Consider the following 24,542-nt stretch of genomic DNA (forward strand, 5'->3'; position numbering starts at 1 on the left):
AAACGATGACATTCCGCTCAACGCGGGCTGCCTGAAGCCATTGCAAGTGATCATCCCCGAAGGCTCCATGCTCAACCCGAGGCCACCCGCTTCGGTGGTGGCGGGCAATGTGGAGACTTCCACCTGCATCACCAACACGCTGTACGGCGCGCTGGGGGTGATGGCCGCAGGCCAGTGCACCATGAACAACTTCACCTTCGGCAACGCCAAGTACCAGTACTACGAGACCATCTCCGGTGGCTCAGGGGCCGGCGCCGATTTCGACGGCACCAGCGTCGTGCAAACCCACATGACCAACTCGCGCCTCACCGACCCCGAGGTGCTGGAATTCCGCTTCCCGGTGCGGCTCGAGGGTTACGCGATACGCGCCGGCTCAGGCGGTGCGGGGGCGCACAAGGGAGGCGATGGCGGCGTGCGGCGGGTGCGTTTCCTGGAGGCCATGACGGCGTCCATCTTGTCCAACGGCCGCCACACCGGAGCCTTCGGCATGGCGGGTGGCCAAGCCGGGCAGGTGGGTGTCAACCGGGTCGAGCGGGCCGATGGACGGGCCGAGCAGCTCGACCACATCGGCTCGGTAGAGATGCAGCCCGGCGATGTGTTTGTGATTGAAACCCCCGGTGGTGGTGGTTACGGCACGCCGGGTTAAGTGGCAGAGGCAGGGCCTCGCAAGTCATTGAATTCTGGTTTCATCGTGCCGACTCAACAAGGCAGTGCTGCGTGCGGCCCGTCGGCCAATGAATCGCGCCAGATGATTTCTGGCGCGAACTCACGTGCCACCGGCAGCTCCAGCCCGTAGCACTGGTTCAACAGAAAGCGGCACGCAGCCGAGGCGGCTTTCGCAATTGGCACGTTCACCGTGGTCAGCTTGGGCGCGGTGTAGCCCGATACATCGGCATTGTCAAAACCCATCACCGACAGCTCGCTCGGCACGCTGATGCCGAGCTTGGCCATGCACGAGATCGCTGCCATGGCCATCACATCGTTGGCGCAGAAGAGGGCGCTGTAGTCGCGCGGTGCTCTTGCGAGCAGCGTTTGCGCGGCAACATAGCCGCCATTGAAGCTGAAGTCAGCGTCAACGCGGCGGCGCTTGGGCACGCGCACACGGTGCTGCGCCAGCTCGTCGAGAAAGCCGGCCATGCGGGCCTCGTTGTCGGGCGCACGGTGCGGGCCGCTGATGAGGGCGATATCGCGGTGGCCCTTCATCAGCAGCGCACGTGCGGCCAGACGGCCGCCGAGCTCGTGGTCGGTGCTGAAGCAGTGGCCCGGCATGGCTGGGGTGCTGCGGTTGAGCAGCGCGAGCTTGGGGTGCTGCGCGTAAAGCTCGGTGAAATCAGCGTCGGTGAGGTCGTTGCTCATCACCAGCACGCCGTCGCATTGGCGCTCCAGCAGGAAGCGTATGCCGTCGATCGCCTGCTGGCGCGCGTCACCGTGGCCGCAGCCGTTGGCGGCCACCATGTGGTGGTCGACTGCGCGCAGCTCGCTGTCTACCGTCAGCAAGATCTCGCCGTAGAAGGTGCCGGAGAAGTCGGGCACGTAGACGCCGATCATGCCCAGCGTCTTGCTCGACAGCGCGCGTGCCACGTTGGAAGGTCGGAATTGCAGCGCCGCCACGGCTTCGTTGACCTTGGCGAGCGCCTTCTCCGACACCGGCCCGCGGCCCGAGATGGCGCGTGATGCCGTGCCCAGGCCAACCCCGGCCAGGCGCGCAACGTCTTTGATGGTCGCCATGCGGTGTCAGAGCCGCGCTTGGGTTTTCGGGTCGAAGAGCGAGACCTGCGTGGCGTCGATGGCGAAGCCGATGCGGCGGTCTTGCTCGGGCACAAACTGCGCGTCGGCGTCGACTGCGAGCGACACGCCTTGCGCGTCTAGCCACACCACTTGGTTGGCGCCCATGGGCTCGACCAGGGAGATGCTGGCGTGGCCCGCAGGGTCGCTGCCCTGCGGTGACAGCGTGATGTGCTCCGGCCGCACGCCCAGCACCGCGGGCTGCTCGTGCATCACCCCCGATGCGAACGGATACGCCGACACGTCGACCCGCAACGTAGGTGAGACGAAATGCAGCATGCCGCTGTTGCGCTCCAGGCGCCCCTCGACGAAGTTCATGCTGGGCGCACCGAGGAAGCCGGCGACAAACATGTTGACCGGCCGGCCATAGACGCCTGCGGGTGAGTCGATCTGCTGGATCTTGCCGTCTTTCATCACGGCGATGCGGCTGGCGAGCGTCATGGCCTCGACCTGGTCGTGTGTGACGTAGATCATGGTAGCGCCCAGCTGTTTGTGCAGCTGCTTCAACTCGCGGCGCAGCTCGCCACGCAGCTTGGCGTCGAGGTTGGACAGGGGCTCGTCAAACAGGAACACGGCCGCCTCGCGCACCAGCGCACGGCCGATGGCCACCCGCTGGCGCTGGCCGCCCGAGAGCTGCGCTGGTTTGCGCTGCAGCAAGGGCGTGAGCTGCAGCATGGTGGCCGCACGCTCCACGCGCCGTGCGATCTCTGCCTTGGCTATGCCGGCGATGCGCGGGCCGAAGGAGAGGTTTTTCTCGACCGTCATGGTCGGGTAGAGCGCGTACGACTGGAACACCATGCCGATGCCGCGGTCCTTGGGGTCGGCCCAGGTGACGTCTTTGCCGCCGATGCCGACGTGGCCCTGGTGCACGTCGATCAGGCCGGCAATGCTGTGCAGCAGGGTCGACTTGCCGCAGCCCGAGGGGCCCAGCAAGACGAGAAATTCGCCGCTCTGCACATCGAGGTTGAGCTGGCTGATGACGCTGACACCGGAGAACTGGATGTCGAGGTTTTCAATGGTGACGTTGGACATATTTTTTTCTTCAGGCGGGCTGGTGTCGGGCTAGCCTTTGACGGCACCGGCAGCAATGCCGCGCACAAACCAGCGGCCTGAGACCAGGTAGATGGCCAGCGGCAGCAGCGAGGTGAGCAAGGTGGCCGCCATGTTCACGTTGTACAGCCGCTCGCCGGTGGTGGTGTTGATGACGTTGTTGAGCTGAACGGTCATGGGCAGGTTGTCGCGGCCGGCAAATACCAGGCCCAGCAGGAAGTCGTTCCAGATGTTGGTGAGCTGCATGATGACCGCTACGGCAATGATGGGCAGCGACATCGGCAGCATCAGCTGGAAGAAGATGCGCCAGAAGCCACCGCCGTCGATGCGCGCCGCCTTGAAGAGCTCGATGGGCACGCTGGCGTAGTAGTTGCGGAACAGCAGCGTCATCACAGGCATGCCAAAGGCGGTGTGTATGAGCACGATGCCGGTGAGCGTGCCATACAGCTCCACCGTGGCGAGTGAGCGCACCAGCGGGTACAACATCACCTGGTAAGGCACGAAGGCGCCGAACATCAGCACGCCGAAAAGAATCTCGGCCCAACGCACACGCCAGAACGAGAGCGCATAGCCGTTGAGCGCACCGAGAAAGATCGACAGCACCGTGCTGGGCACGACGATCTTCACCGAGTTCCAGAAGCCCACCTGGATGCCGCGGCACTCGAGGCCGGTGCAGGCGCCAGACCACGCTTGTATCCAGGGCTCGACTGTGAAGTGCATGGGCAAGGCAAACAGCTGGCCGAGGCGTATCTCTTCCATCGGCTTGAGCGAGGTGACGAGCATCACGTAGAGCGGCACCAGGAAGAACGCCGCCGCGCTGATGAGCAAGGCGTAGAGGCCAAGCCGCGCCGGGGTGAAGGCCGGCCTGCGCCGCGTGGCGCGCGGTTGAACCGGTGAATTGAGCACGGCGCTCATGCGCGAGCCCCTCGCCGCGCCTGCACCGAGCGGGCGTACCACCAGGGCACCAACAGTGCGAGCACGGTCAGCAGCATCACGGTAGATGCTGCCGAGGCCAGGCCCACGTTGGCGCGGTTGAAGAGGTTGTCCATGATGAATTTGGCCGGCACTTCGCTGGCGGTGCCAGGGCCGCCCAGTGTCATGGCAACCACCACGTCGAAGACCTTGACCACACCCACCGACAGCAGCACGAAGGCGGTGCCAAAGGCGGGCCCCAGCTGCGGCAGCACCACGCTCAGGTAATAGCGCCAGCGCGGCACGCCGTCGATGCGGGCCGCATTCCACAGCGCCTCATCAATGCCGCGCAGGCCGGCCAGCAACACCGCCATCACCAGGCCCGAGGCCTGCCACACAGCGGCCATCACCAGGGTGTAGATGACCTTGTCTTGATTGACGATCCAGTCGAACTCGAAGGCGGGGAAGCCCAGGCCGCGCACTGTGGCCTGTATGCCCAGCTGCGGGTTGAGCACCCATTGCCAGATCAGCCCGGTGGCCACGAAAGACATGGCATAGGGGTATAGAAAAATGGTGCGCAGCACGTTTTCTCCGCGCACCCGCTGGTCGAGAAACACAGCCAGCAGGAAGCCCAGCACCAGGCAGGCCGCGATGAACAGCACGCCGAAGACGGCCAGGTTGTGCAGCGAGATGACCCAGCGTTCGGTGTCGAACAGCCGCTCGTATTGAGCAAAGCCGACGAAATCGTTCTTCGGGAAGATCTTGGAGCTGCTGAACGAGATGCGGACCGACCACAGCACCGTGCCGATGTAGACACCGAGCACCGTGATCGCCATCGGCAGCAGCGCGAGCTGTACCGCCACGGCGCGCCTGCGGCGCGCCGGTTTCGAGCTGGCCATCTGGGGCCTCCGTCACATAAGAAGACCTGATTGGCGACGAACCTCAGCCAAGCTCGGTTCGGGGTGAGGTATAGAGCCCAGCGCTGGCCTTCGATACCTCAGGCCGAACGGAACTGGGCGAACAGATTGGGAGCTGAGGTTCGTCGCTGGTCAGGTAAGAAGAAAACGCCGTTCGCGTTGAGCCTGTCGAAACGCCTGCCGGCATGCGGGCAGGCCCTTAGCCAAACTCAGGGTGAACGGGTGAACGACCTTAGCGCTTGGCGACCGCGCCTTGCAAGGCCTTCACGGCGTCGTCGACCGACTGGGTGCCGTTCCAGAATTTAGTGATCACGTCTTGCACGGCGCCGACCATGTCGGGCGTCATCAGCATGTCGGGGTTGGCGATCTGGCGTGACGGGTCTTTCATGGCACTCACGCCAGCTTGGGCGCAGATGTCCATCTTGCTGCTGTCTACGTCGGTACGAACCGGTATCGAGCCTTTCTTGTTGTTGAACGCCACCTGTGTGGCGGGCGAAGTGAACACCGTGGCCAGCTTGTGCTGGGCGGCGATGGCGTCCTTGTTGCTGGTCTTGGGGAACACGAACACGTCACCTGCCACCATGTAAGGTGCATTGGCGCCGAAGCCGGCGAAGCAGCCAAATTCTTTGCCCGCCGTCTGATTGGCGGCAGCGAATTCGCCCTTGGCCCAGTCGCCCATGATCTGGAAGCCGGCCTTGCCGCTGATGACCATGGCGGTGGCGTCGTTCCAGTTGCGGCCCGGCGAGCCCGGGTCGACATAGCTTTGCAGCTTCTTCAGTGCGGTGAGGCTCTTGCGCATCGGCTCGGCGTTCACGCTGGCGGCGTCATGGTCCTTGAAGAATTTGAGGTAAGCATCCTTGCCACCCACGTGCAGCAGCACGCTGTAGAAGGTGATCCACTCTTGCCAGCTCTGGCCGCCCACGGCAAGCGGCACCAGGCCAGCGGCCTTCAGCTTGTCGAGTGCGACGAAGAGCTCTTCCATGCTTTTAGGCTCAGAGGCCACGCCGGCCTTTTGCAGGGCCGACTTCGAGTACCAGAACCACGTCGGGTTATGGATGTTCACTGGCACCGCGTAGTAGTGGCCCTTGACCTTGATGCTGTCGATGATGGGCTTGGGCAACCACTTGTCCCAGCCCTCTTTCGCAGCTACGGCGTCGATGTCGTTGAGCTGGCCCTCGGCGATCACGTCGTGGTACTGCTTGGAGGTGTTGAACTGCGCGGCCGTCGACGGGTTGCCGCCGGCAATGCGGCTGATGGCGGCCGCGCGCGCATTGTCGGCACCGGCCACGGCGCTGTCGACCCAGGTGCCACCGGCCTTGTTGTAAGCATCGGCCAGCTCTTTCACGGCGGCGGATTCACCACCCGAAGTCCACCAGTGAATGACTTCAGCCTTCTGTGCATGAGCACTGCCGGCGGCGGCGAGGGCGGCCACGAGGGCCAGTTGTTTGAATGTGATTTGCATGTTGTCTTCTCCGGTTGATGTGGGCCAGGGCCCTCTTTGTGATTGCGGTTGGGGGTTTGCGTTAGGGATTGCGCGAGGTTAAGCGCGCCTTGAGAAACGCCTGCAAAGCCTTGGCGCTTTGCTTGGGCGTGCGCTGCTGCGTCTCGTAATCGACGTGCACGATGCCGAAGCGGCGTTCGTAGCCGAACGCCCATTCGAAGTTGTCCATCAGCGACCACACGAAATAGCCGCGCACGTCGACGCCGGCCTTCATGGCGCCGTCAACAGCAGCGAAGTGGCGGTTGAGGAAACTGATGCGCTGCGGGTCGTCAACCTTGCCGCCGACCACCACGTCGTCAGAGGCCGTGCCGTTCTCGGTGATGTAGATCGGCGGCAGGGCGGGGTAGCTGGCCTTGATGCTGACCAGCAGCTCTTGCAACCCTTGCGGGTAGACCTCCCAGCCCATCTGCGTGCGCTCGACGTGGGGCAGCGGCGTGTCGATGAAGCCGTGCGCGCCGTCGCTGCGCACGTTGGTGCGGAAGTAGTAGTTGATGCCCAGGTAGTCGAGCGGGCGGCTGATGATGGCCATGTCGCCCGCAAGCACCAACGGCTCGGTGCCGGGCCACAGGCGGAACAGATCAGCGGGGTATTCACCTTTCAGCAGGGGGTCGAGCACCCAGGCGTTGTGTTGCACCTCAAACAGGTGGGCGGCCTCGCGGTCAACGGGTGAATCGCTGTTGGGCGTGCCGCGGCCGATGTTGGCGACCAGGCCGCGCTTGGCCGCGGGGTCGTTGGCTTGCAGCGCCGGCAGCGCGAGGCCGTGGCCCAGCAGCAGGTGGTGCATGGCCTGGGTGGCGTAGCGGCCGTCGGCAAGGCCGGGCGCGTGCTTGCCGTCGCCGTAGCCGTGATAGGCCGAGCACCACGGCTCGTTGAGCGTGGACCATGCCGTCACGCGCCCTTGCAGCTCGCGGCTCACGAGGTCGGCGTAGTCGGCGTAGCGGTAGGCGGTGTCGCGGTTGAGCCAGCCACCGCGGTCTTCCAGGTGCTGCGGCAAGTCCCAGTGGTAGAGGGTGACGAAGCGCTGCAAGCCCTTTTGTTCAAGCCGGTCGAGCAGGCGTTTGTAGAAGTCGAGACCGGCGCGGTTGGGCTTGCCGTGCTCGTCCATCACGCGCGGCCAAGCGATCGAGAGGCGGTAGGCGTCGACACCCAGCGAGGCCATCAGCTCGACGTCTGCTTCCCAGCGCTGGTAGTGGTCGCAGGCGACGGCGCCGGTATCGCCGTGTAGCACCTTGCCAGGCGTGGCCGAGAAGGTGTCCCAGATCGACGGCAGGCGGCCGTCAAGCTCGGTGGCGCCCTCGATCTGGTACGACGCGGTGGCCACACCCCATAGGAAACCGGGCTGCGCCATGCGCGACCCTGCGGGTGGCGCGAGGCTCGGCGTGTCAGGCATGGCCCGGGTGGGAGTGGCGGCGGTAGACATCGGCGCGAGGTCTTTCTTCAGCAGCTGGCGGTCAGGGGTTTGTGAATTTGATAAAAGTGGAACCGATTCCACTTTCGGGCGTGATTACACCAGCCACGGCAATCGAAGTCATGAGGGTGAACCCTGGACGGTCGATTTTGGAGCGCGTCTTTGGGTCGTTTGTCGGGCTGGCCGCAGCGCCAACTTGTTACGCTCCCACGCCGAGAGTTGAGCCATGATCCGCAGCGGCTGTAAGAAGCCGCTGCCACGGGTCGACGGATGGGGTCGTTTCCATCTTTCGACACCTCAATCCCCACAACGGAGAACACACATGAACCAACGCTTGATCGCCTCGACCGCCCTCGCATCCCTGCTCGCACTCGGCCTGATCGGCCAGGCTTCTGCGGAAGAGAAAGCCAAGGAAAAGTGCTTCGGCATTGCCAAGGCCGGCCAAAACGATTGCGCCAACCTGTCGGGCACGCACTCTTGCGCCGGCCAATCCAAGGCCGAGAAGGGCGCCGACGAGTGGAAGTACGTGGCCAAGGGCACCTGCAAAGACATGGGCGGCGTTGACGCCGAAATGGCCAAGAAGGCCGCCAAGAAGTAATTCACGCGGCTTCGCGTGAACATGGGCGCTGCGCCGCATGCGATGGTCGGGGTTGGCTTGCGCCAGCCTCACTACGCCGAGCTGCTGGAGCGGCGCCCTGACCTCGGTTTCATCGAGGTGCATTCCGAGAATTTTTTTGCCGACGGCGGTGCGGCGCTGGCCGTGCTGCACGAGACGCGCTCGCACTATGACGTGAGCCTGCACGGCGTGGGCTTGTCGCTAGGCTCCGCGGCAGGGCTAGACCCGTGGCACCTGGACAAGCTCGCGCTTTTGGTTGATCGCATCAACCCCGTGCGGGTGTCAGACCATGCGAGCTTTGCGCGCGCCCCGCAGCGCACAGGCGGCCCCGTGCTGCATGGCAACGACCTGCTGCCGCTCGCCTTCACCCACGCGTCGCTTGCCATCATGGTGGCCAATGTGTCGCATGTACAAGACCGCCTGAAGCGCCCGCTGCTGGTGGAAAACCTCTCCGCCTACCTGAGCTTCGCCGAGCGCGACTTCAGCGAAGTCGAGTTCCTCAATGAGCTGGTGCTGCGCAGTGGTTGCCGCTTGCTGCTCGACGTGAACAACCTGGTGGTGAACGCGCTCAACGAGGGTGCGGTCGACCCCGTGCGCCAAGCATGCGAGTGGGTTGATGCCATCGACACCGACGCGGTCGGCGAGATCCATCTCGCCGGCTACAAGGACATGGGCGACATCGTGATCGACGACCATGGCAGCCGTGTGCACGAGCCGGTGTGGCAGGTCTATCGCCACGCCATCGCGCGCCTGGGCGCTGTGCCCACGCTGATGGAGTGGGACACCGATGTGCCCGCGCTCGACGTGCTGCTGGAAGAAGCGCGCGCTGCTGGGCGCTTGATGACTGGTGGCGTGTGTGAGTGAACTGGAGCGGCAGCAGGCCTTGATGGCGGCGCTGCTGGCCCGCGATGAAGGCATGTCGCTGCAGGGCTGGCTGGGCGACACCAGTGAGCGCCGGCAGCGCGGCATGCAGGCCTACCAGGCCAATGCCGGCGCCTCGGCCGAGCGCGCTTTGGCATCGTCTTTCCCCACCGTGCAGGCACTGATGGGCGATGAATCGTTTGCCGCCTTGGCGCGTGCGTTCTGGCACGCCCGGCCGCCTGTGCGTGGCGACCTGGCCTGCTTCGGCGAAGGCTTGCCCGCCTTCATTGCCGACAGTGAGCAACTCATCGACGTGCCTTATCTCGCAGACAGCGCCCGGCTCGACTGGCTGCTGGCCGTGGCCGAGCATGCCGCTGATGCGACGACAGACGTGGCGTCGCTGAACCTCATGGCCGAGCTCACCCCGCCTACGCTCAAGCTCGAACTGATGCCCGGTGTGGCGCTGCTCGCCAGCGCCTACCCGGTGGTGAGTGTGTGGCGGGCGCACCAGGCAGGTGAAGACGCGGCCGCGCAGTGGGCAGCAGCGCGCCTGGCCCTCGCGGCGGGCACTGGTGAGTCGGCCGTGGTCTGGCGATCAGGCTGGCGCGCGCAGGCGATGGTGGTGGGTGCTGACACCGCGCGCTGGATGATGAGCCTGCTTCGAGAAAGCACCATCGCCGTGGCTCTCGACGCCGCTGGCGAGCGTTTCGAGTTCGAGCCCTGGCTGCTGCTGGCGTTGCAGCAGGGCTGGCTGTTGCGAGCCAGACGCGCAGCTTGATTTCATCCACCCGCTGCAAGATGTGCGCGCGCTCACCGACCAAGCCTTGAGCGCAGCGTTTCCTTTGGTGCCGCGCACTGGAATCAACAGAGCCCTAGAAAGCAACCCATGTACAACACCGCCGTCACTCCCTTGCTGAACCTGTGGGGCCGCTTCGTGGCCGGGCTGGAGATGCTGCAACCGCTCGCCCAGCTGGCGGCGCGTTTCTATGTGGCGCAGGCTTTCTTTTTGTCCGGCCTGACCAAGATTCACGACTGGGACACCACGCTCGCGCTTTTCGCCGACGAGTACAAAGTGCCGTTGCTCTCGCCCATGGTGGCGGCCATCGCCGGCACCACCGGCGAGCTGGTGCTGCCGGTGCTGCTGCTGCTGGGCCTGGCCGGGCGCTTCGCAGCGCTGGGCTTATCGGTAATGAATATCGTGGCCGTGGTCAGCCTGGCCGAGATCGCGCCTGCTGCCCTGCAGCAGCATGTGTTCTGGGGCAGCTTGCTGTTGGCGCTGGTGCTGTGGGGCCCGGGCCGCTGGTCGCTCGACCGCGTGCTGGAGACGCGCTTGATGAAGGGCTGACGCGTAAGCGCCAGCGCTCAAAGCTCGCGTGGCTTGAAGGTGATGAGCATCGGTGACGGCACGCTGCCATCGGTGTCGCGCGGCAAGATCTCGGTCTTGTCGATGGCGCGCAGCACGGCTTCGTCCCACTCTTTTACGCCGCTGCTCTTGGTGATCTTGCGGGCGATGATGGTGCCGTCAGGCGCGGCGCGCACTTCCACTTCTGTCGCAGGGTTGCCTTCGATGGTGTCGGGGAAGAGGATGTTGGGCTTGATGCGCGCCTTGATGCGCCCTGCATAGCCTGCAGATGGCCCGGCCGAGCGGGCCGCGGTGCCGCTGGGGCTGCCGCCATCGGCGCCCATCATTTCTTTGATGCGGGCCAGGTTTTTGTCGCGCTGTTCGTCGAGCTTTTTCTGCTTCTCAGTTTCGACCTTGGTCAGCTTGGCCTTCTCTTCTTCAGCCTTCTTCTTGTCGGCCTTTGCTTTCTCGGCTTTCTCTTCCCGCTCGCGTTTTTCTTCTTCCTTCTGCTTCTTCAGCTTCTCCTGCTTGGCCTTCTCGATCGCGATCTGCGGGTCGGGCACGGCCGGCTTGGTTTCTGGTTTCGGCTCGGGCTTTGGCTCGGGTTTGGGCGGCACCACTGGCTTGGGCGTGGGCTTGGGGTCAGGCTCGGGCGCAATGTCGCGCTGCGCAGCCACCTGCGGCACTGCAGCCCACAGCTCGGCTTCCACGCCCTCGGGCTCACTGGCCCGCCAGTTCACTCCGAAGGCCAAGGCGATGATCAGCCCCACGTGCACGATGGCCGACAAGGCCAGCCCGCGGCTGGTGCCATCGGGCGACTTGGGTTTCAGGGTGTCGCGTACCAACGGGGCCAAGGTCGTCACGGGCGCGCCTGTCAGCCGTTGCTCTTCACCGACAGGCCCACGCGCTGGACACCGGCTTTTTGCAAAAGGTCCATCACCCGCACCACGGCTTCGTACTTGACCGATTTGTCGGCGGAGATCACCACCGGCACCTGCGGGTCGCCACCTTGCGCCGCGCTCACGCGGTCGGCCAGGTTCTTGAGCGTCATGGTGGAGGCGTCTTTGTTGTCGATGCGCAGGCGCAGGGCTTCGTCTTTGCTCACCACCACCTCAATCACCTTCTTGGGCTGCTGCTTGCTCTTGCCTATGCTGGGCAGGTCGACCACGCCGGTGGTGATGAGGGGCGCGCTGACCATGAAGATGATCAGCAGTACGAGCATCACGTCGATGAAGGGCACCATGTTGATCTCGCTGATGGTGCGGCGGCGCGCACCGCGCATCGGGCTGACGGCGGCCATGTCAGTGCGCAGCCTGCGCGGCGGCCGGCAGCGGCTGGCTGGCGTTGCGCTGCAGGATGTTGGAGAACTCTTCGATGAAGGTCTCCATCTGCATGGCGATGCGGTCGATGTCGCGTGCGAAGCGGTTGTAGGCGATCACCGCCGGGATGGCGGCAAAGAGGCCGATGGCCGTGGCCACCAGTGCCTCGGCAATGCCCGGCGCCACCGTGGCCAGCGACACCTGCGTGAGGTTGGCCAGGCCGACGAAGGCATGCATGATCCCCCACACCGTACCGAACAGGCCCACATAGGGCGACACCGAGCCCACCGAGGCAAGGAAGGAGAGGTTGGACTCGACCACGTCAAGCTCGCGCTGGAAGCTCGCCCGCATGGCGCGGCGTGAGCCGTCGAGCAACATGCCGCTGTCGATCACGCGGCGCTCGCGCATTTTCATGAACTCGCGCATGCCCGACGCAAAGATACGCTCCATGGGCGCGCCCTCGACGCGGCGGCCGGCGTCGTTGAAAAGGTCGTTGAGGTTCTTGCCGGCCCAAAACTCACGCTCGAATTCTTCATTCGTGGCGCGCACCTTCTTCAAGCCGAAGAGCTTGCCGAAGATCACCGTCCAGCTGGCGAGCGAGACGATCAGCAGGCCGGCCATGACCAACTGCACCACGAAGCTCGCGTGCAATACCAGGCTGATGATGGAAAGGTCTTGGTTCATGCGATGGCGTTGATGAGTTCAGTGGGAATGCGGCAGGGCCTGAAGGTTCCGGTGTCGACACAGCCGATGCGTATCTCGCCCTCGGCCAGCCTCTCGTCACCGCGCCATGCCACCTGTGCAATGTTCATGCTGGCCAAGCCTGCATGCTGGATTTGTACGGTAACACTCAGCAGATCGTCGAGCCGGGCCGGGCGCAGGTAGCGCACCTGGGTCTGTGCCACGACGAACATCACGCCCGTGCGCGCGCGCAGGTCTTCTTGCGAGAAGCCGAACGAGCGCAGCCACTCGGTGCGGGCGCGCTCAAAAAACTTGAGGTAGTTGACGTAGAAGACGACGCCGCCGGCGTCGGTGTCTTCCCAGTAGATGCGCAGGGTGTGCGCGTAGGTGTTGGCTGCAGACATGAACGCGAGTCAGACGGCGACCTGCCGTCGGTCTCGCGGATTATGGCTGCACGCGCTTGTACACCGGGCCCCAGAGCGGATGGCCTTGCTCGGACTTGCTCAGTGCGAAGGCTGGGTCGGCCTTCTTGGCAGCGCGAAACGCCGCTTCGCAGTCGGCCGTGCGGCTGCTGGTGCAGTAGATGAAAGCGAGCGTCTTGTGGGCGGCACCGCGGTCACGCGGTGACACCAGGCCGGTCTGCAGCGCCAGGTTGAGCTGCTTCTCGGCTTCGGCGTACTGCGCGTCTTCATAGGCGCGAATGCCGCCTTGCAGCGCTCGCTCAGCCGGCCGCGAGGTCACGTCGAGCAGGCCCACCGGGGCGGCGGTGGGTTGCGAGGCGCACCCGGCCACGAGCGTCACAAGCAAGGGCACGCACACACGCAAGAACGCGAAGGCAAGCGGCGTTCTCATGATCCGAAGCGGTGTTTGAGTGAAACGGGCTGGCCAGCGACGATGTTGACGGTGGAGCTGTAGGGTGCAAATTCGTCATTGCGAATGATGACGGTGTGGCGCCCTTCAGCGAGCGTGAGCTCGCTGAGTGGCGGTGCGATGCCCACTGGCTTGCCATCGACCTCGATCTGGCCCCAAGGGCTGACAGCCAGGCGCAGCACGCCCGTGGCAGCGACCACGCCAGAGCCGGTGGTGGCGAGGCGGCTTTCGCGCTCGCGCGATTCGCGTGCGCGGCGTTCTTTGGCAGTCTCTTTGAGAATGATCGGTTTGGCGGGCAGTGCTGCAGCTTGGGCCACACGGGGTGCTTCGACCGGGGGCGGTGCCACCGCGGGCGCCGCGGCAATGACGGGCGGCGGTGCGACCGGGGCAGGGTCTGGAACCTGGGCCGTTGGGGCTGGCATCGCGGCAGTCGAAGCGGCGTCGATGGGGGCTGCTGCCGCCACGACAACGGTCGAGGCCATGGGCGGTGGCGCCGTCACCACCACCGCGGGTGCGGGTGCGGGTGCGGTGGCCAGCTTCGCCGCATCGGGCGCGCCGGCGTGAGGGGCCAATGCCCACCAGGCTGCACCGGCCACGACCAGTGCAGCGATGGCGCCCAAGGCCCACACGATCGGGCGTCTGGTCGGTGTGGACGATTCGTCGGTTGGGTCTGCGTTTTCCTGCGCGTGCTCTTCAAGCCAGTGACGCAGCTCGCGCGACAGCGCGCGGGCCGAGCGGTAGCGGTCTTCGGGGTTCTTTTCCATCGCCCGTGCGGCGATGTCGGACAGCGCCTTGGGCACCGTGGCGTCGACTTCGTTGGCCTTGGGCGGGTCGAACTCGACCACGGCGTCGGTGATTTCTTTGAGCGATGCGCCGCGGAAGGGGCGCGTGCCACTCAGCAGCTCGTACAGCACCACACCGAGCGAAAACACATCGCAGCGCCGATCCACGGGCTGCTGGCGCACCTGCTCGGGCGACATGTAATAAGGCGAGCCGCCGGCCACGTCGCCTTCGGCATGGGCCTCATGCTGATGCGCGACGCGGGCGATGCCGAAGTCGAGCACGCGCGGCTGCGTGCGGCCCACCATGAAGATGTTGGCGGGCTTGATGTCGCGGTGAACCACGCCCTTCGAGTGCGCGTAGGCAAGTGCGTCGGCCACGCGGCGCACGACGAGCGCAGCCTGGGTGGGCGTGGGCTTCCAGCCTTCGAGGCGCAGCTGGCGCAGGTCGCGGCCCTTGAGCAGCTCCATCGCGATGTAGGCGCCTTGCTCGCTCACGCCGGCGTCGAACACCGTCACGATGTGCGGGTGGCTCAGGCCGCCTGCGGCGCGCGCTTCGTTCAGAAACAGCGCGTTGAAGGCTTCACGCTCTTCGGCAGCGATCTCGAGGTTCAGGGTCTTGATGGCGATCAGGCGCGACAGCAGCGGGTCGTGCGCAGCGAAGACGCGGCCGAGGCCGCCTTCGCCGATCTGGTACTTGAGGGCATAGCGGCCGATGTGGCCGATGGTGGGCAACTGGTCGGCGGCCTTGTTGGGCGGGTTGGCATTGAACGACGCTGCAGGCTGCACCGGCAGGGCGCCCAGATCGGTGTCGCTCCAGGGCGCCGAATCGGGCGACTGGGGCGTGCCATTGGGGCCAGGGGCAGACGGTTCAGAGGCTAGGCCGGACATGGAAGAGCTTGGGTTCGTCATTCAGCGGGGCAGTAAGCAACCACCATCACGTGAGCTTAGTCCAACACCGGTGCGCTCAGGCACCAAAAAGCACCGCGTTCGCGCATTAGTAACACCCCTTTACGAAAGAGGCTGTGAGCTTTCTCACTCAGGCGACAAGCGCTGTGCGCAAGCGTGAAACGGCCTCTTGCAGGCTGGCCATGCTGCTTGCATAAGAAAAGCGCACATAACGCTCACCCGCATGGGGGCCGAAATCACGCCCGGGCGTGATGGCCACGTGGGCGCGCCGCATCAGGTCGAAGGTGAAATCCCAGCTGCTGGGCGCAAGCGCCGAGCAATCGGCCCAGGCATAGAAGGCACCGTCGGGCATGACGGGCACCTTGAAACCTAGCGAGTCGAGCGCAGGCACCAGGTAGTCGCGCCGGGCCTTGAACTCACCTCGGCGGCGCTCGTACTCGGCGATCGACTCGGCCTCGAAGCAAGCCAGCGCAGCGTGCTGGGCGACAGCCGAAGCACAGATGTAGAGGTTTTGCGCGAGTTTCTCGATCGGCGCAACCAAGTCTTCGGGCACCACCATCCAGCCCAGACGCCACCCCGTCATGCTGAAGTATTTGGAGAAGCTGTTGATGGAGATGATGTCGGCACCCTGCGTGAGGGCGCTGTGGCCATACGCTTCATCGAAGCTCAGGCCGAGGTAGATCTCGTCGACGATGGTGAAGCCGCCACGGCTGCGCACGGCCTGCGCGATGCGCGCCATTTCGTCGCGCGCAATCGAGGTGCCAGTGGGGTTGGAAGGCGAGGCCAGCAGCACGCCCCGGGTGCGCGGCGTCCAGGCTGCTTCGACGCCCGCGGCGTCGAGCTGAAAGCGGTGCTCGGGCGCCGAGGGCAACAACACTGCCACCCCATCGGCCGCGGCCACGAAATGCCGGTTGCAGGCGTAGCTGGGGTCAGGCATCAGCACTTCATCACCTTGCTCGACCAGCGCCAGGCAGGCGAGCTGCAAGGCGGCCGATGCACCGGCGGTGATGACGATGCGGCGCGCCGGCACGTCCACCTCGAAGCGCTCGGCGTACCACTGGCTCAAACGCTCGCGCAGGGCGGGCAGGCCGGTGGCGGCGGTGTACTGGGTGCGGCCTTGGCTCAGGCAGCGCAACGCGGCTTCCTGCACCAGGGGCGGTGCGGTGAAGTCGGGCTCGCCGATGTTCAAAAAGATCATCGGCGTGCCGCCACGCACCGGGTCACACGCTGGGCTTGCGGCCAGCTCGGCGGCTGCCTTGGCGCACTCCATCACATAGAAGGGCTCGATGTGGTCGAGCCGGCCTGCGAGCTTCATGCGGCCGTGGTGACGTTAGCGACGCGAGGCGCGAAACGCCTCTACCTCTACGGGCCGCAGGTCGACGGCAGCCTTGTCGAGCACGCCGTTCACGTACTTGTGGCCGTCGGTGCCACCGAAGCTCTTGGCCAGCTCCACGGCTTCGTTGATCGCCACCTTGTAGGGGATGTCGATGCAGTGCTTGAGCTCATAGGTGCCAATCATCAGCACGCCATGCTCCACCGGCGAGAGCTCGGTGGTCTTGCGGTCGACGTGGCGGCTGAGCAAGGCGTCGATGTCGGAGGCTTCGGCTATGCAGCCATGCAGCAGCGCATCGAAGTGAGCCGCGTCGCATTTGTCGAAGCCCTCTTGCTCGCGCACATGGGCGTCGATCAAGCTCGGCTCGCCGCCCGACAGCAGCCACTCGTACAGGCCTTGCACGGCAAATTCACGCGAGCGGCGGCGCGACGACTTGGGTCGAACCGGCTTGCCTGGTGGCTTGCTCGGCGGTTTGCCAGCAGTCTTCTTGGGGGCGTCGGTCACGAAAGGTCTTCCAGCAGGTTGGCCATCTCGACCGCCACGCGTGCGGCGTCGCGGCCTTTTTCTTCGGCGCGCGCCCAGGCCTGGGCTTCGTTTTCGACGGTGAGAATGGCGTTGGCCACCGGGATTTCATGGTCCAGCGACACGCGGCTCACACCGCTGCCACTCTCGTTGGCCACCAGCTCGAAGTGGTAGGTCTCGCCGCGAATGATGCAGCCGAGCGCGATCAGCGCGTCGAAGCGGTCGCTCTGCGCCAGGGCGTTCAAGGCCACAGGCACTTCGAGCGCACCCGGCACGGTGACGTGGCGGATGTGCTTGCCGGCCACGCCCAGCGTTTCGAGCTCGGCAATGCAGGCTTGCGCGAGCGCGCCGGTGAGCTTCTCATTGAAGCGGGCTTGCACGATGCCGATGCGCAAATCGGTGCCGTCCAGTTCTGCGGCCTGGCCTTTGTCAGCGTCTTGCATGTGTGTTCTTTCAGTGTTCGGGAGCCACGAAGCCGGTGACTTCGAGGCCGTAGCCGGTCATGCTGGGCATGCGGCGCGGGCTGCCCAAGAGCTTCATTCGGGTCACGCCCAGCTCACGCAGGATTTGCGCGCCAATGCCGTAGGTGCGCAAGTCCATTTGCGCGCGCACGGGCGCGGCGTCGGTCGAAGCGCCCAGGCGTGCCATGAGGCCGCCGGTGTCGTCACCGCAGTTCATCAGCACGGCCACACCGCGGCCGGCACCTTGCAGGGCTTGCAAGGCTTTGGGCAGGGGCCATGAGTGGCCGCAAGAGCCGGTGTCTAGCAGGTCTAGCACCGAGAGCGGCTCGTGCACGCGCACCAGCACTTCTTCACCGAGGTGCACAGGCCCGTGGCTCAGCGCCAGGTGCACGCCGCCGGTGCGGTCGCGGAAGGTGGTGCAGTCGAATTCACCGTAGGGCGTGGTGAGGCTGCGCTGGCTCAGGCGCTCGATCAGGCTTTCGTTGCGGCTGCGGTAGCCGATCAGGTCGGCGATGGTGCCGATCTTCAGGCCGTGCTCTTTGGCAAACACTTCGAGATCGGGCAGACGGGCCATGGTGCCGTCGTCGTTCATGATCTCGCAGATGACCGAGGTGGGGCTCAGGCCTGCCATGCCGGCCAAGTCACAGCCGGCTTCGGTGTGGCCGGCGCGCATGAGCACGCCGCCGTCTTTGGCTTGCAACGGGAAGATGTGGCCGGGCTGCACCAGGTCTGTGGCTTGCGCGTCGCGCGCCACGGCGGCTTGAATGGTGCGGGCGCGGTCAGCCGCCGAGATGCCGGTGGTGACACCGGTTCGCGCTTCGATCGACACCGTGAAGGCGGTGCCGTGTTGCGTGCCATTGCGTGTGGCCATGGGCGGCAGGTGCAGGCGCTCGCAACGGTCGCGGGTGAGGGTGAGGCAGATCAGGCCGCGGCCGAAGCGCGCCATGAAGTTGATGGCCTCGGGTGTCACGTGGTCGGCAGCGAGCACGAGATCGCCTTCGTTTTCGCGGTCTTCCTCGTCGACTAGGATGACCATGCGGCCAGCGGCCAGCTCGGCGATCAGTTCAGGAACGGGTGAAATAGGCATCCAGCGATTGTATTGGCCCCCCATGCGCTGCGCTCCTCTGTCGCGCGCTCGCCTGCTCTGTCACCCGCGAAGCGAGGCGATCACCACGCAATGCCCGCGGAACCGGCTTTGCCGGGTTGCTAGGCAGCGCCCTTCGGGGGCAACAGCTACGCGACTGCGGGGCTCAACATTCTTTCGACATAGCGAGCGATCTGGTCGATTTCGAGGTTGACGCTGTGGCCGGCCTTCAGCGCGCCGAGGGTTGTGTTCTCGATGGTGTGGGGGATCAGGTTGATGCTGAATTCACAGGCGTCTGCCAAATCTGTCACTTTGTTGACGGTGAGGCTGACCCCGTTGACCGTGATTGAGCCTTTGTAGGCCAGGAACTTGGCCAGCGCCTTGGGCGAGTGGATGCGCAGCTCCCACGACTCGCCGACCGGTGCAAAGAATGCCACGCGGCCCATGCCGTCGACGTGCCCGCTGACCAGGTGGCCGCCCAGGCGGTCGTTGGCGCGCAAGGCCTTTTCCAGGTTGACGGGGCCGGGCTGGCTCAGGCCGGCGGTCTTGTCCAGGCTTTCGGCCGAGATGTCGATGGTGAAGCGGTGGGCAGCGGTGTCGAAGCTGGTGACGGTCATGCAGGCGCCGTTGAGCGCGATGCTGTCGCCGAGCTGCACGTCATCAAGGTAGCCGGCGGGTGCGTGCAACACGAGTTGCTTGCCGTGGGACGCGTCACTGCCCAGGGGTTTGACGTCGACGATCTGGCCTAGGCCGGTGATGATGCCTGTGAACATGGTGGTGTGTGCGGGGTGAAATCAGAACTGCTCGCGGCCGGGCGGCCTTGCGATCAAACGCAAGTCGTCACCCAGGCGCTCGATGCTCACGAAGCGTAGCGCAAGCGCGTCGTCCAATGTGTCGATGGGGCCGAAGCTGGCGAGCGGGTGGCCGGCACCAAGCAGCTTGGGCGCTTGATAGATGAGGAATTCATCGACCAGGCCTTCGCGCACGAAAGAGCCGCTGAGCTTGTGACCGGCCTCGACGTGCAGCTCGTTGATGCCGCGTTTAGCCAGGTCGGTCAGCAGGCTGGCCAGATCGACTTTGCCGCCAGCACCCGGCGCAAGCGTGATCTCGGCCCCGCGTGCCACGAGAGCTACACGGCGCTGCTTGTCGGGCTGCGACGCGTAGATCAACACCGCACCCGGCGGCTCCAGGATGCGCGCGCTGGCGGGTGTGTCTAGCCGCGAGTCGACGATCACGCGCAGCGGCTGCCGGGGTGTTTCGACCAGGCGCACATCCAGGCGCGGGTTGTCTTCGAGCACCGTGCCCACGCCGGTGAGCAGCGCGCCAGCGCGCTTGCGCCACGCGTGGCCATCTGTGCGTGCGAGCTCGCCGGTGATCCATTGGCTGAGGCCGTTTTCAAGCGCGGTGCGGCCGTCGAGCGACACAGCAGTCTTGAGCCTCACCCAGGGCCGTTTGCGCAGCATGCGCGAGAAGAAACCGATGTTGAGCTCACGTGCCTCTTCGGCCAGTGGGCCCATTTCGACCGTAAGACCTGCCGCAGCCAGCCGTGCCATGCCTTGCCCAGCGACCAAGGGATTGGGGTCTTGCGTGGCCGCCACCACGCGGCCCAGGCCGGCGGCGATGAGGGCATCGCAGCACGGTGGCGTGCGGCCGTGGTGTGAGCAGGGCTCTAGCGTGACGTAGGCCGTGGCGCCGCGCACGTCGTGCCGGTGCTCGGCTGCGTCGCGCAGCGCCATCACCTCGGCGTGCGGGCCACCGGCCTGCTGCGTGTGGCCACGGCCCAGCACGCGCCCGTCGGCAGCCACGATGACGCAGCCGACGCGTGGGTTGGGCTCGGACAGGCCTATGGCCTGGGCGGCGAGCGCCAGAGCCTCGCGCATCGCGGCGTGATCTTCGGGCGAGCAGGCGGGGGCTTGGGTCAAGGCTGGTGCTGAACGGTGGCCGTGGAAACGTCATTGTGCGGTGCAAGCGTGCCGGGGCAGGCGGTGTCACCACGGATCAGCAGAAAGTTCTGCACAGATGCGCGGCCGGTGTGGCGGCAGGCCTTGAAAGTGCCGGCGTTGTCGCCGAAGGCCCAGCCGTCGGGCACGATGCGCAGGTCTGCTGCACCGCTGCGCGGTGGTGCGAGGCAGGAATAGGCGAGGTAGCGCTCGCGGCCTTCAGACCAGGCCTCGGTTTCGCAGCGTGTGGCGGAGAGGAGGATCGTCAAGGCGATAGGCCGGTCGTCGGCAAAGCGGATGTACCCGTGCATCAGGCGCCCCACCACGTTGTTGCACTGTGTGAGGTCGGCTTCGGTGATGGCCTGAGCCGCCAGGCTGCTCGGCACGATGCATTGCGCCACCACCTCGCCGCTTGCGTCGTTGACGACCCAGGCGACGCTGCTGCGAGCCGTGGGCTTGAAGACGCTGCGGCCGTGCGCGAGATATTTGGCGCCAACGGGCAGATCGCGGCGCGGCGCCAGCGTGGTGTCTTGCGCGGGCAAGGTCAGTGCAGCGGAGTAGACCGGTGCCAGGCCGGCGATGGCCGCGTGCAGCTGAACAGATTGGGCGGCACCGCTGCGGTCTTGCCAGCTCACGGCGACCAGGCCGTTCTTGAGTGCCCCGTTCGTGGAGACGGTGCGTGCCAATGCGAAGGTGGTCCGGCTGCCAGAGGTCTCGCTGCGCTGGTGGGTGATGCTGTTGAACGCGGTGGCGTTGGCGAAAGCGCGCATCTGCTCCACGTCTTGCTGTGCCAGTTGAACGGCCTCGGTACGTTGACGGGCGATATCGCCATTCAGCCGCAACCACGACTGCAATCGCAACGCGCCCAGCAGGCCCAGCGAGAGCACGAGGAACCCGACCATCGCTTCGATCAGGGTGAGGCCGCGTTGGCGGCGCAAAGGTGATGTCGTCATGGTCAGCCTCACAGGTCGCGCCAGCTGCCGGGCAGGCGGGCATAGGTGCCTGTGCGCTGGTGCAGCGCTTCGAGTACGGCGCGGTGGTGGTGGATTTGCGTGTTGCCGCTCGCGTGCAGGTCTCCTTCTGCGATGACGGCACCATGGATCGCAGCGCCCGCGGTGTCGGTCCAGGTGGCATCGGTGGTGTAGACCACGCCATGGATGACGGCGCTCGCCTGCAGTTGCACGGGCCCGTCGACCACCAGCAGCACTGGCCGCTCGGGTGTGCCCAGCACAACAGGTACATCGACGCGCAGCCCGCCGCGTAGCCAGATCAACGAATGCGTGGTCACCGCTTGGGCAAGCGCTGCGCCGCAGTCGCTTTCGCAGCCCATCTCGTGCACCACGGGCTGCGAGCGCCAGGCGGCCTTGTCCATGCGGAATACGCTGGCGAAGAGGCCTTGCGCGCTGAGGTGGGCAAGGCCTGCATCGTTCGTCAGCACCGAAGCGCTGGGCGGGGTGCCGGGTGTGCTCGTGAGGCTGAGTGGCGTGGCGTCGAAAGCGCCGCCGCTGTGCACGGTCAGCCCCCCGGTACTGGGGTCGGTGTGATGAACACCGAAGGAGGCGGTGGCCGTGCCGCGCACTGTCAATGCAGCGGCGGGCAGCGTGTCCAGACCCGGTAGCCGGCCCACCACAACGCGGAGTTGAACCGGGTAGCCGCGATGGTCGACGCTCGTGCCAGTGGCGATGAGCTGCAGCAAACCCGATGGGCCGCTCGACTCGGCCTGCACAGTGAACGCCAGCGAGTCGCCGGGAGCAGGCAGATCGCCCGACGACGGGCAGGCGCAAGACCACCCGCTCTCGGCCTCCGTGCAGCGGGCATGCATGGTGGCGGTGCTTCGCTCGCGAAATGGCGTTGCCGCGGGGCTCTCGCTGGCCAGGCAGTCGTCGCCAATGGGGGTGTCGCTGTTGAGCTGGGCGATGGCCCATTCGAGGCCTGCCTCGGCGGCCTCATGGGCTTGGGCCGCGCGGTACTGGTTGGTCGACGTCTTGACCTCGAACAGCATGCTGCGGTTGGCAAACGCCACGCTGAGAAGAATGGCGAAGCTCAGGATCAAGGTGATGGCGATGGTGGCGGCGCCACGTTGAGCGGCCTTCATGCCGGGCACGCACCAACGAGCGCGTCGTTGCGAAGGCGAACGGTGGTGCGCAGTCTGCGGGCTGCCAAGGCGTCGTGGGTTGCACGGGCATCGACATCGAGGGCCAGGCTGCGCAGCACCTGCCGCGGCGGGCAACTGGTGCTGCCTTCTGTACAAGGCTGGCTGCAAAAGCCGGTGAGTACCGTTTCTTGTTCATGCGGCGTGATGCTGAACGACGCGACGCGCAGGGTGTTGGCATCGGTCATGGCCTGCCAGTGGCCTTCGCCGATTTGCATCTCGATCACACCGTCGCGAAGCCGATACGCGAGTTGTTCTGAGCTGTCGGGGTAAGAGAAGCGCACGCCACCTTCGGCCTGGCGCATGGCGCCTGCGCGCCGCAGGTCGCGGGCGATGAGGTCGGTGGTGGTGCGCAGGTCTTGCATCAGCCTGGCGTCGACCATCAGGCTGCGGTTCTCGCGCAGATGGTGGGTCAGCGCAAGCAGGGCCGCGGCCACGATCAGAAGGCCGACGGCAAGGCCCACCATCAGCTCGACGAGTGACAGGCCCGCCTGGTGATACCGGGCGCTCATAGGTTCCAGCAGCGCTTGTTGCTGGCGCTGGTGTTGTCATCGGCGCCGGCCGTGTAGGTGGTCTGGCCCGCTGCCACGGTGACGCGCAGCACCCTGCATGCGCTGTCACCGGCTTGCGCCCCGGTGCCGGTGGCCACGGCACTGAAGCCTGTGGCGTCGGCCTCGGTGATGTTGAGCGTGTAGTAGCGCAGCGACGACGTGGCGCTGCTTTGCAGCTCGGCTTGGTTGGCATAGCTGCTGTGGCCCGAGCGCCAGCGCTCCTGGCTCATTTGCAGCTGCAGCAGGGCTGTGATGCCGTCGGTGCGCCGTGCCTTGTAGACAGGGCCTGCGAAGCTGGGATAGGCGGTGGCCGCCAGGATGCCGGTGATGCTGGTGACCACCAGCAGCTCGACCAGTGTGAAGCCGTTTTGAAGCTTGTTCATCTCGGCTCCTCAGCAGGCGCGGTAGCCAGAGACAGCCGCTTGCGGCGAGCACGAGCGCACACGGCCCATGATGTTGACCACCTGGTGCACCGCGCGCCCCTGCGTACCAGTGATGCGCAGCGTGGCCGTCGGGGTGGCGGTGCCGTGCAGCGGGTCGAACACCATCGTGACGACATTGGCCTGCAGGCTGATGCGCTGATCGGCATCGAGTGCAACCGTCTTGATGGCTTGCGCGTCGCCCTCGCAGCGCGCCGAGCCGGATGCGCCGCATACGCATTGGCTCGCCGAGCCCGTGTGAACCATGTAACAGGCCGCTGTGCCGGCTGCATTTGCCTGGAACGTGACGCGCACGCTCTGGTTGCGCAGCACAGCCTCAGACCGGGCGAATTGCAAGTCGCTGGCCATTTGCGTGGCCATGCCCTCAATGCGCTGCGTCTCGACCACGCCGCTGAGCGACGGCAGCGCCGCTGTCATCACGATGCCGGCGACTGCCACCACCGTCATCAACTCGATCAACGTGAACCCGCGAGCCCGTGCTTTCATGATCCCTACCCCTTTTGTTTTGAACGTGCCTGCACTGTAGAAAATGCAGGCCGCGCTCGCGTCCACCGGGCGGGGGAGTCAGGGTGCCTTTATTGGGGGCACTCGGGCGGGGGTGAAACTCAGATGTCGCGAATCAGCTGGCGGAACTCATCCACGTCTTCGAAGCTGCGATAGACCGAGGCAAAGCGCACGTAGGCGACCTTGTCGATGCGCTTGAGCTCTCGCATCACCAACTCGCCCAGGCGGGTGGAGGCCACCTCTTTGGCGCCACTGTTGAGCAGCTTGTCTTGCATGCGCTCGATGGCGGCGTCGATCTGTTCTACGCTGACCGGGCGTTTGCGCAGCGCGAGGGTCATCGAGGCGCGGATCTTGCCGATGTCGAACTCGGCCCTGGTGCCGTCTTTCTTGACGACGGACGGCAGCGCGATTTCAGCGCGCTCGTAGGTGGTGAAGCGCTTGTCGCAGCTTTGGCAGCGGCGGCGCCGGCGCACCACATCGCCTTCGTCGGACTCGCGCGTCTCGACGACCTGGGTGTCTTCGTGGCTACAAAAGGGGCAGCGCATATGTCAGTTGAAATGTCCGGCGCTGGGCCGCAGGCCAGCGGACTGTTTGTGTCGGGCGAG

At 65.6% G+C, this 24,542-nt stretch carries 29 protein-coding genes; 5 read left to right on the top strand and 24 right to left on the bottom strand.

Features of this window, described 5'->3' with window-relative positions; translation table 11 throughout:
* On the top strand, positions 1 to 646 hold a 646-nt coding region (locus AC30QB_RS15230), incomplete at its 5' end, for a hydantoinase B/oxoprolinase family protein (RefSeq protein WP_489547088.1).
* A 53-nt stretch (positions 647 to 699) separates the two neighbouring features.
* Here AC30QB_RS15230 and AC30QB_RS15235 read toward each other — a convergent pair.
* The 6 genes from AC30QB_RS15235 to AC30QB_RS15260 all read right to left on the bottom strand — a co-directional run bounded on the left by AC30QB_RS15235 (position 700) and on the right by AC30QB_RS15260 (position 7,585).
* On the bottom strand, positions 700 to 1,728 hold the full coding sequence (locus AC30QB_RS15235; RefSeq protein WP_489547089.1) for a LacI family DNA-binding transcriptional regulator: 1,029 nt from the start codon (positions 1,726 to 1,728) through the stop codon (positions 700 to 702).
* A 6-nt stretch (positions 1,729 to 1,734) separates the two neighbouring features.
* Positions 1,735 to 2,817: an ABC transporter ATP-binding protein gene (locus AC30QB_RS15240; RefSeq protein ID WP_489547090.1), complete on the bottom strand. Its 1,083-nt coding sequence runs from the start codon at positions 2,815 to 2,817 to the stop codon at positions 1,735 to 1,737.
* 30 nt (positions 2,818 to 2,847) lie between these two features.
* Positions 2,848 to 3,750, bottom strand: a complete 903-nt coding sequence (locus tag AC30QB_RS15245) for a carbohydrate ABC transporter permease (protein WP_489547091.1) — start codon at positions 3,748 to 3,750, stop codon at positions 2,848 to 2,850.
* Positions 3,747 to 4,646: a carbohydrate ABC transporter permease gene (locus AC30QB_RS15250; RefSeq protein ID WP_489547092.1), complete on the bottom strand. Its 900-nt coding sequence runs from the start codon at positions 4,644 to 4,646 to the stop codon at positions 3,747 to 3,749. The genes AC30QB_RS15245 and AC30QB_RS15250 overlap by 4 nt, the downstream gene beginning before the upstream one ends.
* A 250-nt stretch (positions 4,647 to 4,896) precedes the next feature.
* Positions 4,897 to 6,126, bottom strand: coding sequence for an ABC transporter substrate-binding protein (locus AC30QB_RS15255; protein ID WP_489547093.1), 1,230 nt, complete (start codon positions 6,124 to 6,126; stop codon positions 4,897 to 4,899).
* A gap of 61 nt (positions 6,127 to 6,187) precedes the next feature.
* On the bottom strand, positions 6,188 to 7,585 hold the full coding sequence (locus tag AC30QB_RS15260; RefSeq protein WP_489547094.1) for a GH1 family beta-glucosidase: 1,398 nt from the start codon (positions 7,583 to 7,585) through the stop codon (positions 6,188 to 6,190).
* A gap of 310 nt (positions 7,586 to 7,895) precedes the next feature.
* Here AC30QB_RS15260 and AC30QB_RS15265 point away from each other — a divergent pair, with 310 nt between their 5' ends.
* From AC30QB_RS15265 to AC30QB_RS15280, 4 genes are all read left to right on the top strand, one after another.
* On the top strand, positions 7,896 to 8,171 hold the full coding sequence (locus AC30QB_RS15265) for a BufA1 family periplasmic bufferin-type metallophore (protein ID WP_489547095.1): 276 nt from the start codon (positions 7,896 to 7,898) through the stop codon (positions 8,169 to 8,171).
* A gap of 21 nt (positions 8,172 to 8,192) precedes the next feature.
* On the top strand, positions 8,193 to 9,053 hold the full coding sequence (gene bufB, locus AC30QB_RS15270) for an MNIO family bufferin maturase (protein ID WP_489547121.1): 861 nt from the start codon (positions 8,193 to 8,195) through the stop codon (positions 9,051 to 9,053).
* A complete protein-coding gene (locus AC30QB_RS15275; RefSeq protein ID WP_489547096.1) occupies positions 9,046 to 9,828 on the top strand; it encodes an HvfC/BufC family peptide modification chaperone in 783 nt (260 codons plus the stop codon). The genes bufB and AC30QB_RS15275 overlap by 8 nt, the downstream gene beginning before the upstream one ends.
* A gap of 108 nt (positions 9,829 to 9,936) precedes the next feature.
* Positions 9,937 to 10,395 carry a DoxX family protein gene (locus AC30QB_RS15280; RefSeq protein ID WP_489547097.1) on the top strand — a complete coding sequence of 153 codons (459 nt, stop codon included), beginning with the start codon at positions 9,937 to 9,939 and terminating at the stop codon, positions 10,393 to 10,395.
* Positions 10,396 to 10,412: 17 nt separating this feature from the next.
* On the opposite strand, the gene tolA is transcribed toward AC30QB_RS15280, so the two are convergent.
* The 18 genes from tolA to nrdR all read right to left on the bottom strand — a co-directional run bounded on the left by tolA (position 10,413) and on the right by nrdR (position 24,482).
* Positions 10,413 to 11,255: a cell envelope integrity protein TolA gene (tolA, locus tag AC30QB_RS15285; protein WP_489547098.1), complete on the bottom strand. Its 843-nt coding sequence runs from the start codon at positions 11,253 to 11,255 to the stop codon at positions 10,413 to 10,415.
* Positions 11,256 to 11,266: 11 nt separating this feature from the next.
* Positions 11,267 to 11,692 (bottom strand): protein TolR, encoded by a 426-nt coding sequence (tolR, locus tag AC30QB_RS15290; RefSeq protein WP_489547099.1) that lies wholly within the window; start codon positions 11,690 to 11,692, stop codon positions 11,267 to 11,269.
* A gap of 1 nt (position 11,693) precedes the next feature.
* A complete protein-coding gene (gene tolQ / locus AC30QB_RS15295) occupies positions 11,694 to 12,395 on the bottom strand; it encodes a protein TolQ (protein WP_489547100.1) in 702 nt (233 codons plus the stop codon).
* A complete protein-coding gene (gene ybgC, locus AC30QB_RS15300; protein WP_489547101.1) occupies positions 12,392 to 12,796 on the bottom strand; it encodes a tol-pal system-associated acyl-CoA thioesterase in 405 nt (134 codons plus the stop codon). The genes tolQ and ybgC overlap by 4 nt, the downstream gene beginning before the upstream one ends.
* 40 nt (positions 12,797 to 12,836) lie before the next feature.
* Positions 12,837 to 13,244, bottom strand: coding sequence for a TssQ family T6SS-associated lipoprotein (locus AC30QB_RS15305; protein ID WP_489547102.1), 408 nt, complete (start codon positions 13,242 to 13,244; stop codon positions 12,837 to 12,839).
* Positions 13,241 to 14,932 carry a serine/threonine-protein kinase gene (locus AC30QB_RS15310; protein WP_489547103.1) on the bottom strand — a complete coding sequence of 564 codons (1,692 nt, stop codon included), beginning with the start codon at positions 14,930 to 14,932 and terminating at the stop codon, positions 13,241 to 13,243. The genes AC30QB_RS15305 and AC30QB_RS15310 overlap by 4 nt, the downstream gene beginning before the upstream one ends.
* Before the next feature lie 148 nt (positions 14,933 to 15,080).
* A complete protein-coding gene (locus tag AC30QB_RS15315; RefSeq protein WP_489547104.1) occupies positions 15,081 to 16,265 on the bottom strand; it encodes a pyridoxal phosphate-dependent aminotransferase in 1,185 nt (394 codons plus the stop codon).
* 15 nt (positions 16,266 to 16,280) lie between these two features.
* Positions 16,281 to 16,787 (bottom strand): transcription antitermination factor NusB, encoded by a 507-nt coding sequence (gene nusB, locus AC30QB_RS15320; protein ID WP_489547105.1) that lies wholly within the window; start codon positions 16,785 to 16,787, stop codon positions 16,281 to 16,283.
* Positions 16,784 to 17,248, bottom strand: a complete 465-nt coding sequence (gene ribH, locus AC30QB_RS15325) for a 6,7-dimethyl-8-ribityllumazine synthase (RefSeq protein WP_489547106.1) — start codon at positions 17,246 to 17,248, stop codon at positions 16,784 to 16,786. Before ribH ends, nusB begins: the two co-directional genes overlap by 4 nt.
* Before the next feature lie 10 nt (positions 17,249 to 17,258).
* On the bottom strand, positions 17,259 to 18,353 hold the full coding sequence (ribBA, locus tag AC30QB_RS15330) for a bifunctional 3,4-dihydroxy-2-butanone-4-phosphate synthase/GTP cyclohydrolase II (RefSeq protein ID WP_489547107.1): 1,095 nt from the start codon (positions 18,351 to 18,353) through the stop codon (positions 17,259 to 17,261).
* 146 nt (positions 18,354 to 18,499) lie between these two features.
* Positions 18,500 to 19,123, bottom strand: coding sequence for a riboflavin synthase (locus AC30QB_RS15335; RefSeq protein ID WP_489547108.1), 624 nt, complete (start codon positions 19,121 to 19,123; stop codon positions 18,500 to 18,502).
* A 21-nt stretch (positions 19,124 to 19,144) separates the two neighbouring features.
* Positions 19,145 to 20,272, bottom strand: coding sequence for a bifunctional diaminohydroxyphosphoribosylaminopyrimidine deaminase/5-amino-6-(5-phosphoribosylamino)uracil reductase RibD (gene ribD, locus AC30QB_RS15340; RefSeq protein ID WP_489547109.1), 1,128 nt, complete (start codon positions 20,270 to 20,272; stop codon positions 19,145 to 19,147).
* Positions 20,269 to 21,243 (bottom strand): prepilin-type N-terminal cleavage/methylation domain-containing protein, encoded by a 975-nt coding sequence (locus AC30QB_RS15345; RefSeq protein WP_489547110.1) that lies wholly within the window; start codon positions 21,241 to 21,243, stop codon positions 20,269 to 20,271. Before AC30QB_RS15345 ends, ribD begins: the two co-directional genes overlap by 4 nt.
* 8 nt (positions 21,244 to 21,251) lie before the next feature.
* Positions 21,252 to 22,385, bottom strand: a complete 1,134-nt coding sequence (locus tag AC30QB_RS15350) for a hypothetical protein (protein WP_489547111.1) — start codon at positions 22,383 to 22,385, stop codon at positions 21,252 to 21,254.
* Positions 22,382 to 22,954 (bottom strand): prepilin-type N-terminal cleavage/methylation domain-containing protein, encoded by a 573-nt coding sequence (locus AC30QB_RS15355; protein ID WP_489547112.1) that lies wholly within the window; start codon positions 22,952 to 22,954, stop codon positions 22,382 to 22,384. Before AC30QB_RS15355 ends, AC30QB_RS15350 begins: the two co-directional genes overlap by 4 nt.
* Entirely contained in the window at positions 22,951 to 23,376 is a 426-nt protein-coding gene (locus AC30QB_RS15360) for a type IV pilin protein (protein ID WP_489547113.1), read from the bottom strand. The genes AC30QB_RS15355 and AC30QB_RS15360 overlap by 4 nt, the downstream gene beginning before the upstream one ends.
* 9 nt (positions 23,377 to 23,385) lie before the next feature.
* Positions 23,386 to 23,919 carry a GspH/FimT family pseudopilin gene (locus tag AC30QB_RS15365; protein WP_489547114.1) on the bottom strand — a complete coding sequence of 178 codons (534 nt, stop codon included), beginning with the start codon at positions 23,917 to 23,919 and terminating at the stop codon, positions 23,386 to 23,388.
* A gap of 119 nt (positions 23,920 to 24,038) precedes the next feature.
* Positions 24,039 to 24,482: a transcriptional regulator NrdR gene (gene nrdR, locus AC30QB_RS15370; protein ID WP_477901619.1), complete on the bottom strand. Its 444-nt coding sequence runs from the start codon at positions 24,480 to 24,482 to the stop codon at positions 24,039 to 24,041.
* Positions 24,483 to 24,542: the final 60 nt, after the last annotated feature.

It is taken from the genome of Rhizobacter sp. (genome assembly GCF_046595475.1).
GTDB lineage: Bacteria > Pseudomonadota > Gammaproteobacteria > Burkholderiales > Burkholderiaceae_C > Rhizobacter.

What these genes read in the sequence shown, in the direction of transcription:
- AC30QB_RS15235 (WP_489547089.1), bottom strand. Translation starts at nt 1,728, where the DNA reads ATGGCGACCATCAAAGACGTTGCGCGCCTGGCCGGGGTTGGCCTGGGC.
- AC30QB_RS15240 (WP_489547090.1), bottom strand. Translation starts at nt 2,817, where the DNA reads ATGTCCAACGTCACCATTGAAAACCTCGACATCCAGTTCTCCGGTGTC.
- AC30QB_RS15245 (WP_489547091.1), bottom strand. Translation starts at nt 3,750, where the DNA reads ATGAGCGCCGTGCTCAATTCACCGGTTCAACCGCGCGCCACGCGGCGC.
- AC30QB_RS15250 (WP_489547092.1), bottom strand. Translation starts at nt 4,646, where the DNA reads ATGGCCAGCTCGAAACCGGCGCGCCGCAGGCGCGCCGTGGCGGTACAG.
- AC30QB_RS15255 (WP_489547093.1), bottom strand. Translation starts at nt 6,126, where the DNA reads ATGCAAATCACATTCAAACAACTGGCCCTCGTGGCCGCCCTCGCCGCC.
- AC30QB_RS15260 (WP_489547094.1), bottom strand. Translation starts at nt 7,585, where the DNA reads ATGTCTACCGCCGCCACTCCCACCCGGGCCATGCCTGACACGCCGAGC.
- AC30QB_RS15265 (WP_489547095.1), top strand. Translation starts at nt 7,896, where the DNA reads ATGAACCAACGCTTGATCGCCTCGACCGCCCTCGCATCCCTGCTCGCA.
- bufB (WP_489547121.1), top strand. Translation starts at nt 8,193, where the DNA reads ATGGGCGCTGCGCCGCATGCGATGGTCGGGGTTGGCTTGCGCCAGCCT.
- AC30QB_RS15280 (WP_489547097.1), top strand. Translation starts at nt 9,937, where the DNA reads ATGTACAACACCGCCGTCACTCCCTTGCTGAACCTGTGGGGCCGCTTC.
- tolR (WP_489547099.1), bottom strand. Translation starts at nt 11,692, where the DNA reads ATGGCCGCCGTCAGCCCGATGCGCGGTGCGCGCCGCCGCACCATCAGC.
- tolQ (WP_489547100.1), bottom strand. Translation starts at nt 12,395, where the DNA reads ATGAACCAAGACCTTTCCATCATCAGCCTGGTATTGCACGCGAGCTTC.
- ybgC (WP_489547101.1), bottom strand. Translation starts at nt 12,796, where the DNA reads ATGTCTGCAGCCAACACCTACGCGCACACCCTGCGCATCTACTGGGAA.
- AC30QB_RS15305 (WP_489547102.1), bottom strand. Translation starts at nt 13,244, where the DNA reads ATGAGAACGCCGCTTGCCTTCGCGTTCTTGCGTGTGTGCGTGCCCTTG.
- AC30QB_RS15310 (WP_489547103.1), bottom strand. Translation starts at nt 14,932, where the DNA reads ATGTCCGGCCTAGCCTCTGAACCGTCTGCCCCTGGCCCCAATGGCACG.
- AC30QB_RS15315 (WP_489547104.1), bottom strand. Translation starts at nt 16,265, where the DNA reads ATGAAGCTCGCAGGCCGGCTCGACCACATCGAGCCCTTCTATGTGATG.
- ribH (WP_489547106.1), bottom strand. Translation starts at nt 17,248, where the DNA reads ATGCAAGACGCTGACAAAGGCCAGGCCGCAGAACTGGACGGCACCGAT.
- ribBA (WP_489547107.1), bottom strand. Translation starts at nt 18,353, where the DNA reads ATGCCTATTTCACCCGTTCCTGAACTGATCGCCGAGCTGGCCGCTGGC.
- AC30QB_RS15335 (WP_489547108.1), bottom strand. Translation starts at nt 19,123, where the DNA reads ATGTTCACAGGCATCATCACCGGCCTAGGCCAGATCGTCGACGTCAAA.
- AC30QB_RS15345 (WP_489547110.1), bottom strand. Translation starts at nt 21,243, where the DNA reads ATGACGACATCACCTTTGCGCCGCCAACGCGGCCTCACCCTGATCGAA.
- AC30QB_RS15350 (WP_489547111.1), bottom strand. Translation starts at nt 22,385, where the DNA reads ATGAAGGCCGCTCAACGTGGCGCCGCCACCATCGCCATCACCTTGATC.
- AC30QB_RS15355 (WP_489547112.1), bottom strand. Translation starts at nt 22,954, where the DNA reads ATGAGCGCCCGGTATCACCAGGCGGGCCTGTCACTCGTCGAGCTGATG.
- AC30QB_RS15360 (WP_489547113.1), bottom strand. Translation starts at nt 23,376, where the DNA reads ATGAACAAGCTTCAAAACGGCTTCACACTGGTCGAGCTGCTGGTGGTC.
- AC30QB_RS15365 (WP_489547114.1), bottom strand. Translation starts at nt 23,919, where the DNA reads ATGAAAGCACGGGCTCGCGGGTTCACGTTGATCGAGTTGATGACGGTG.
- nrdR (WP_477901619.1), bottom strand. Translation starts at nt 24,482, where the DNA reads ATGCGCTGCCCCTTTTGTAGCCACGAAGACACCCAGGTCGTCGAGACG.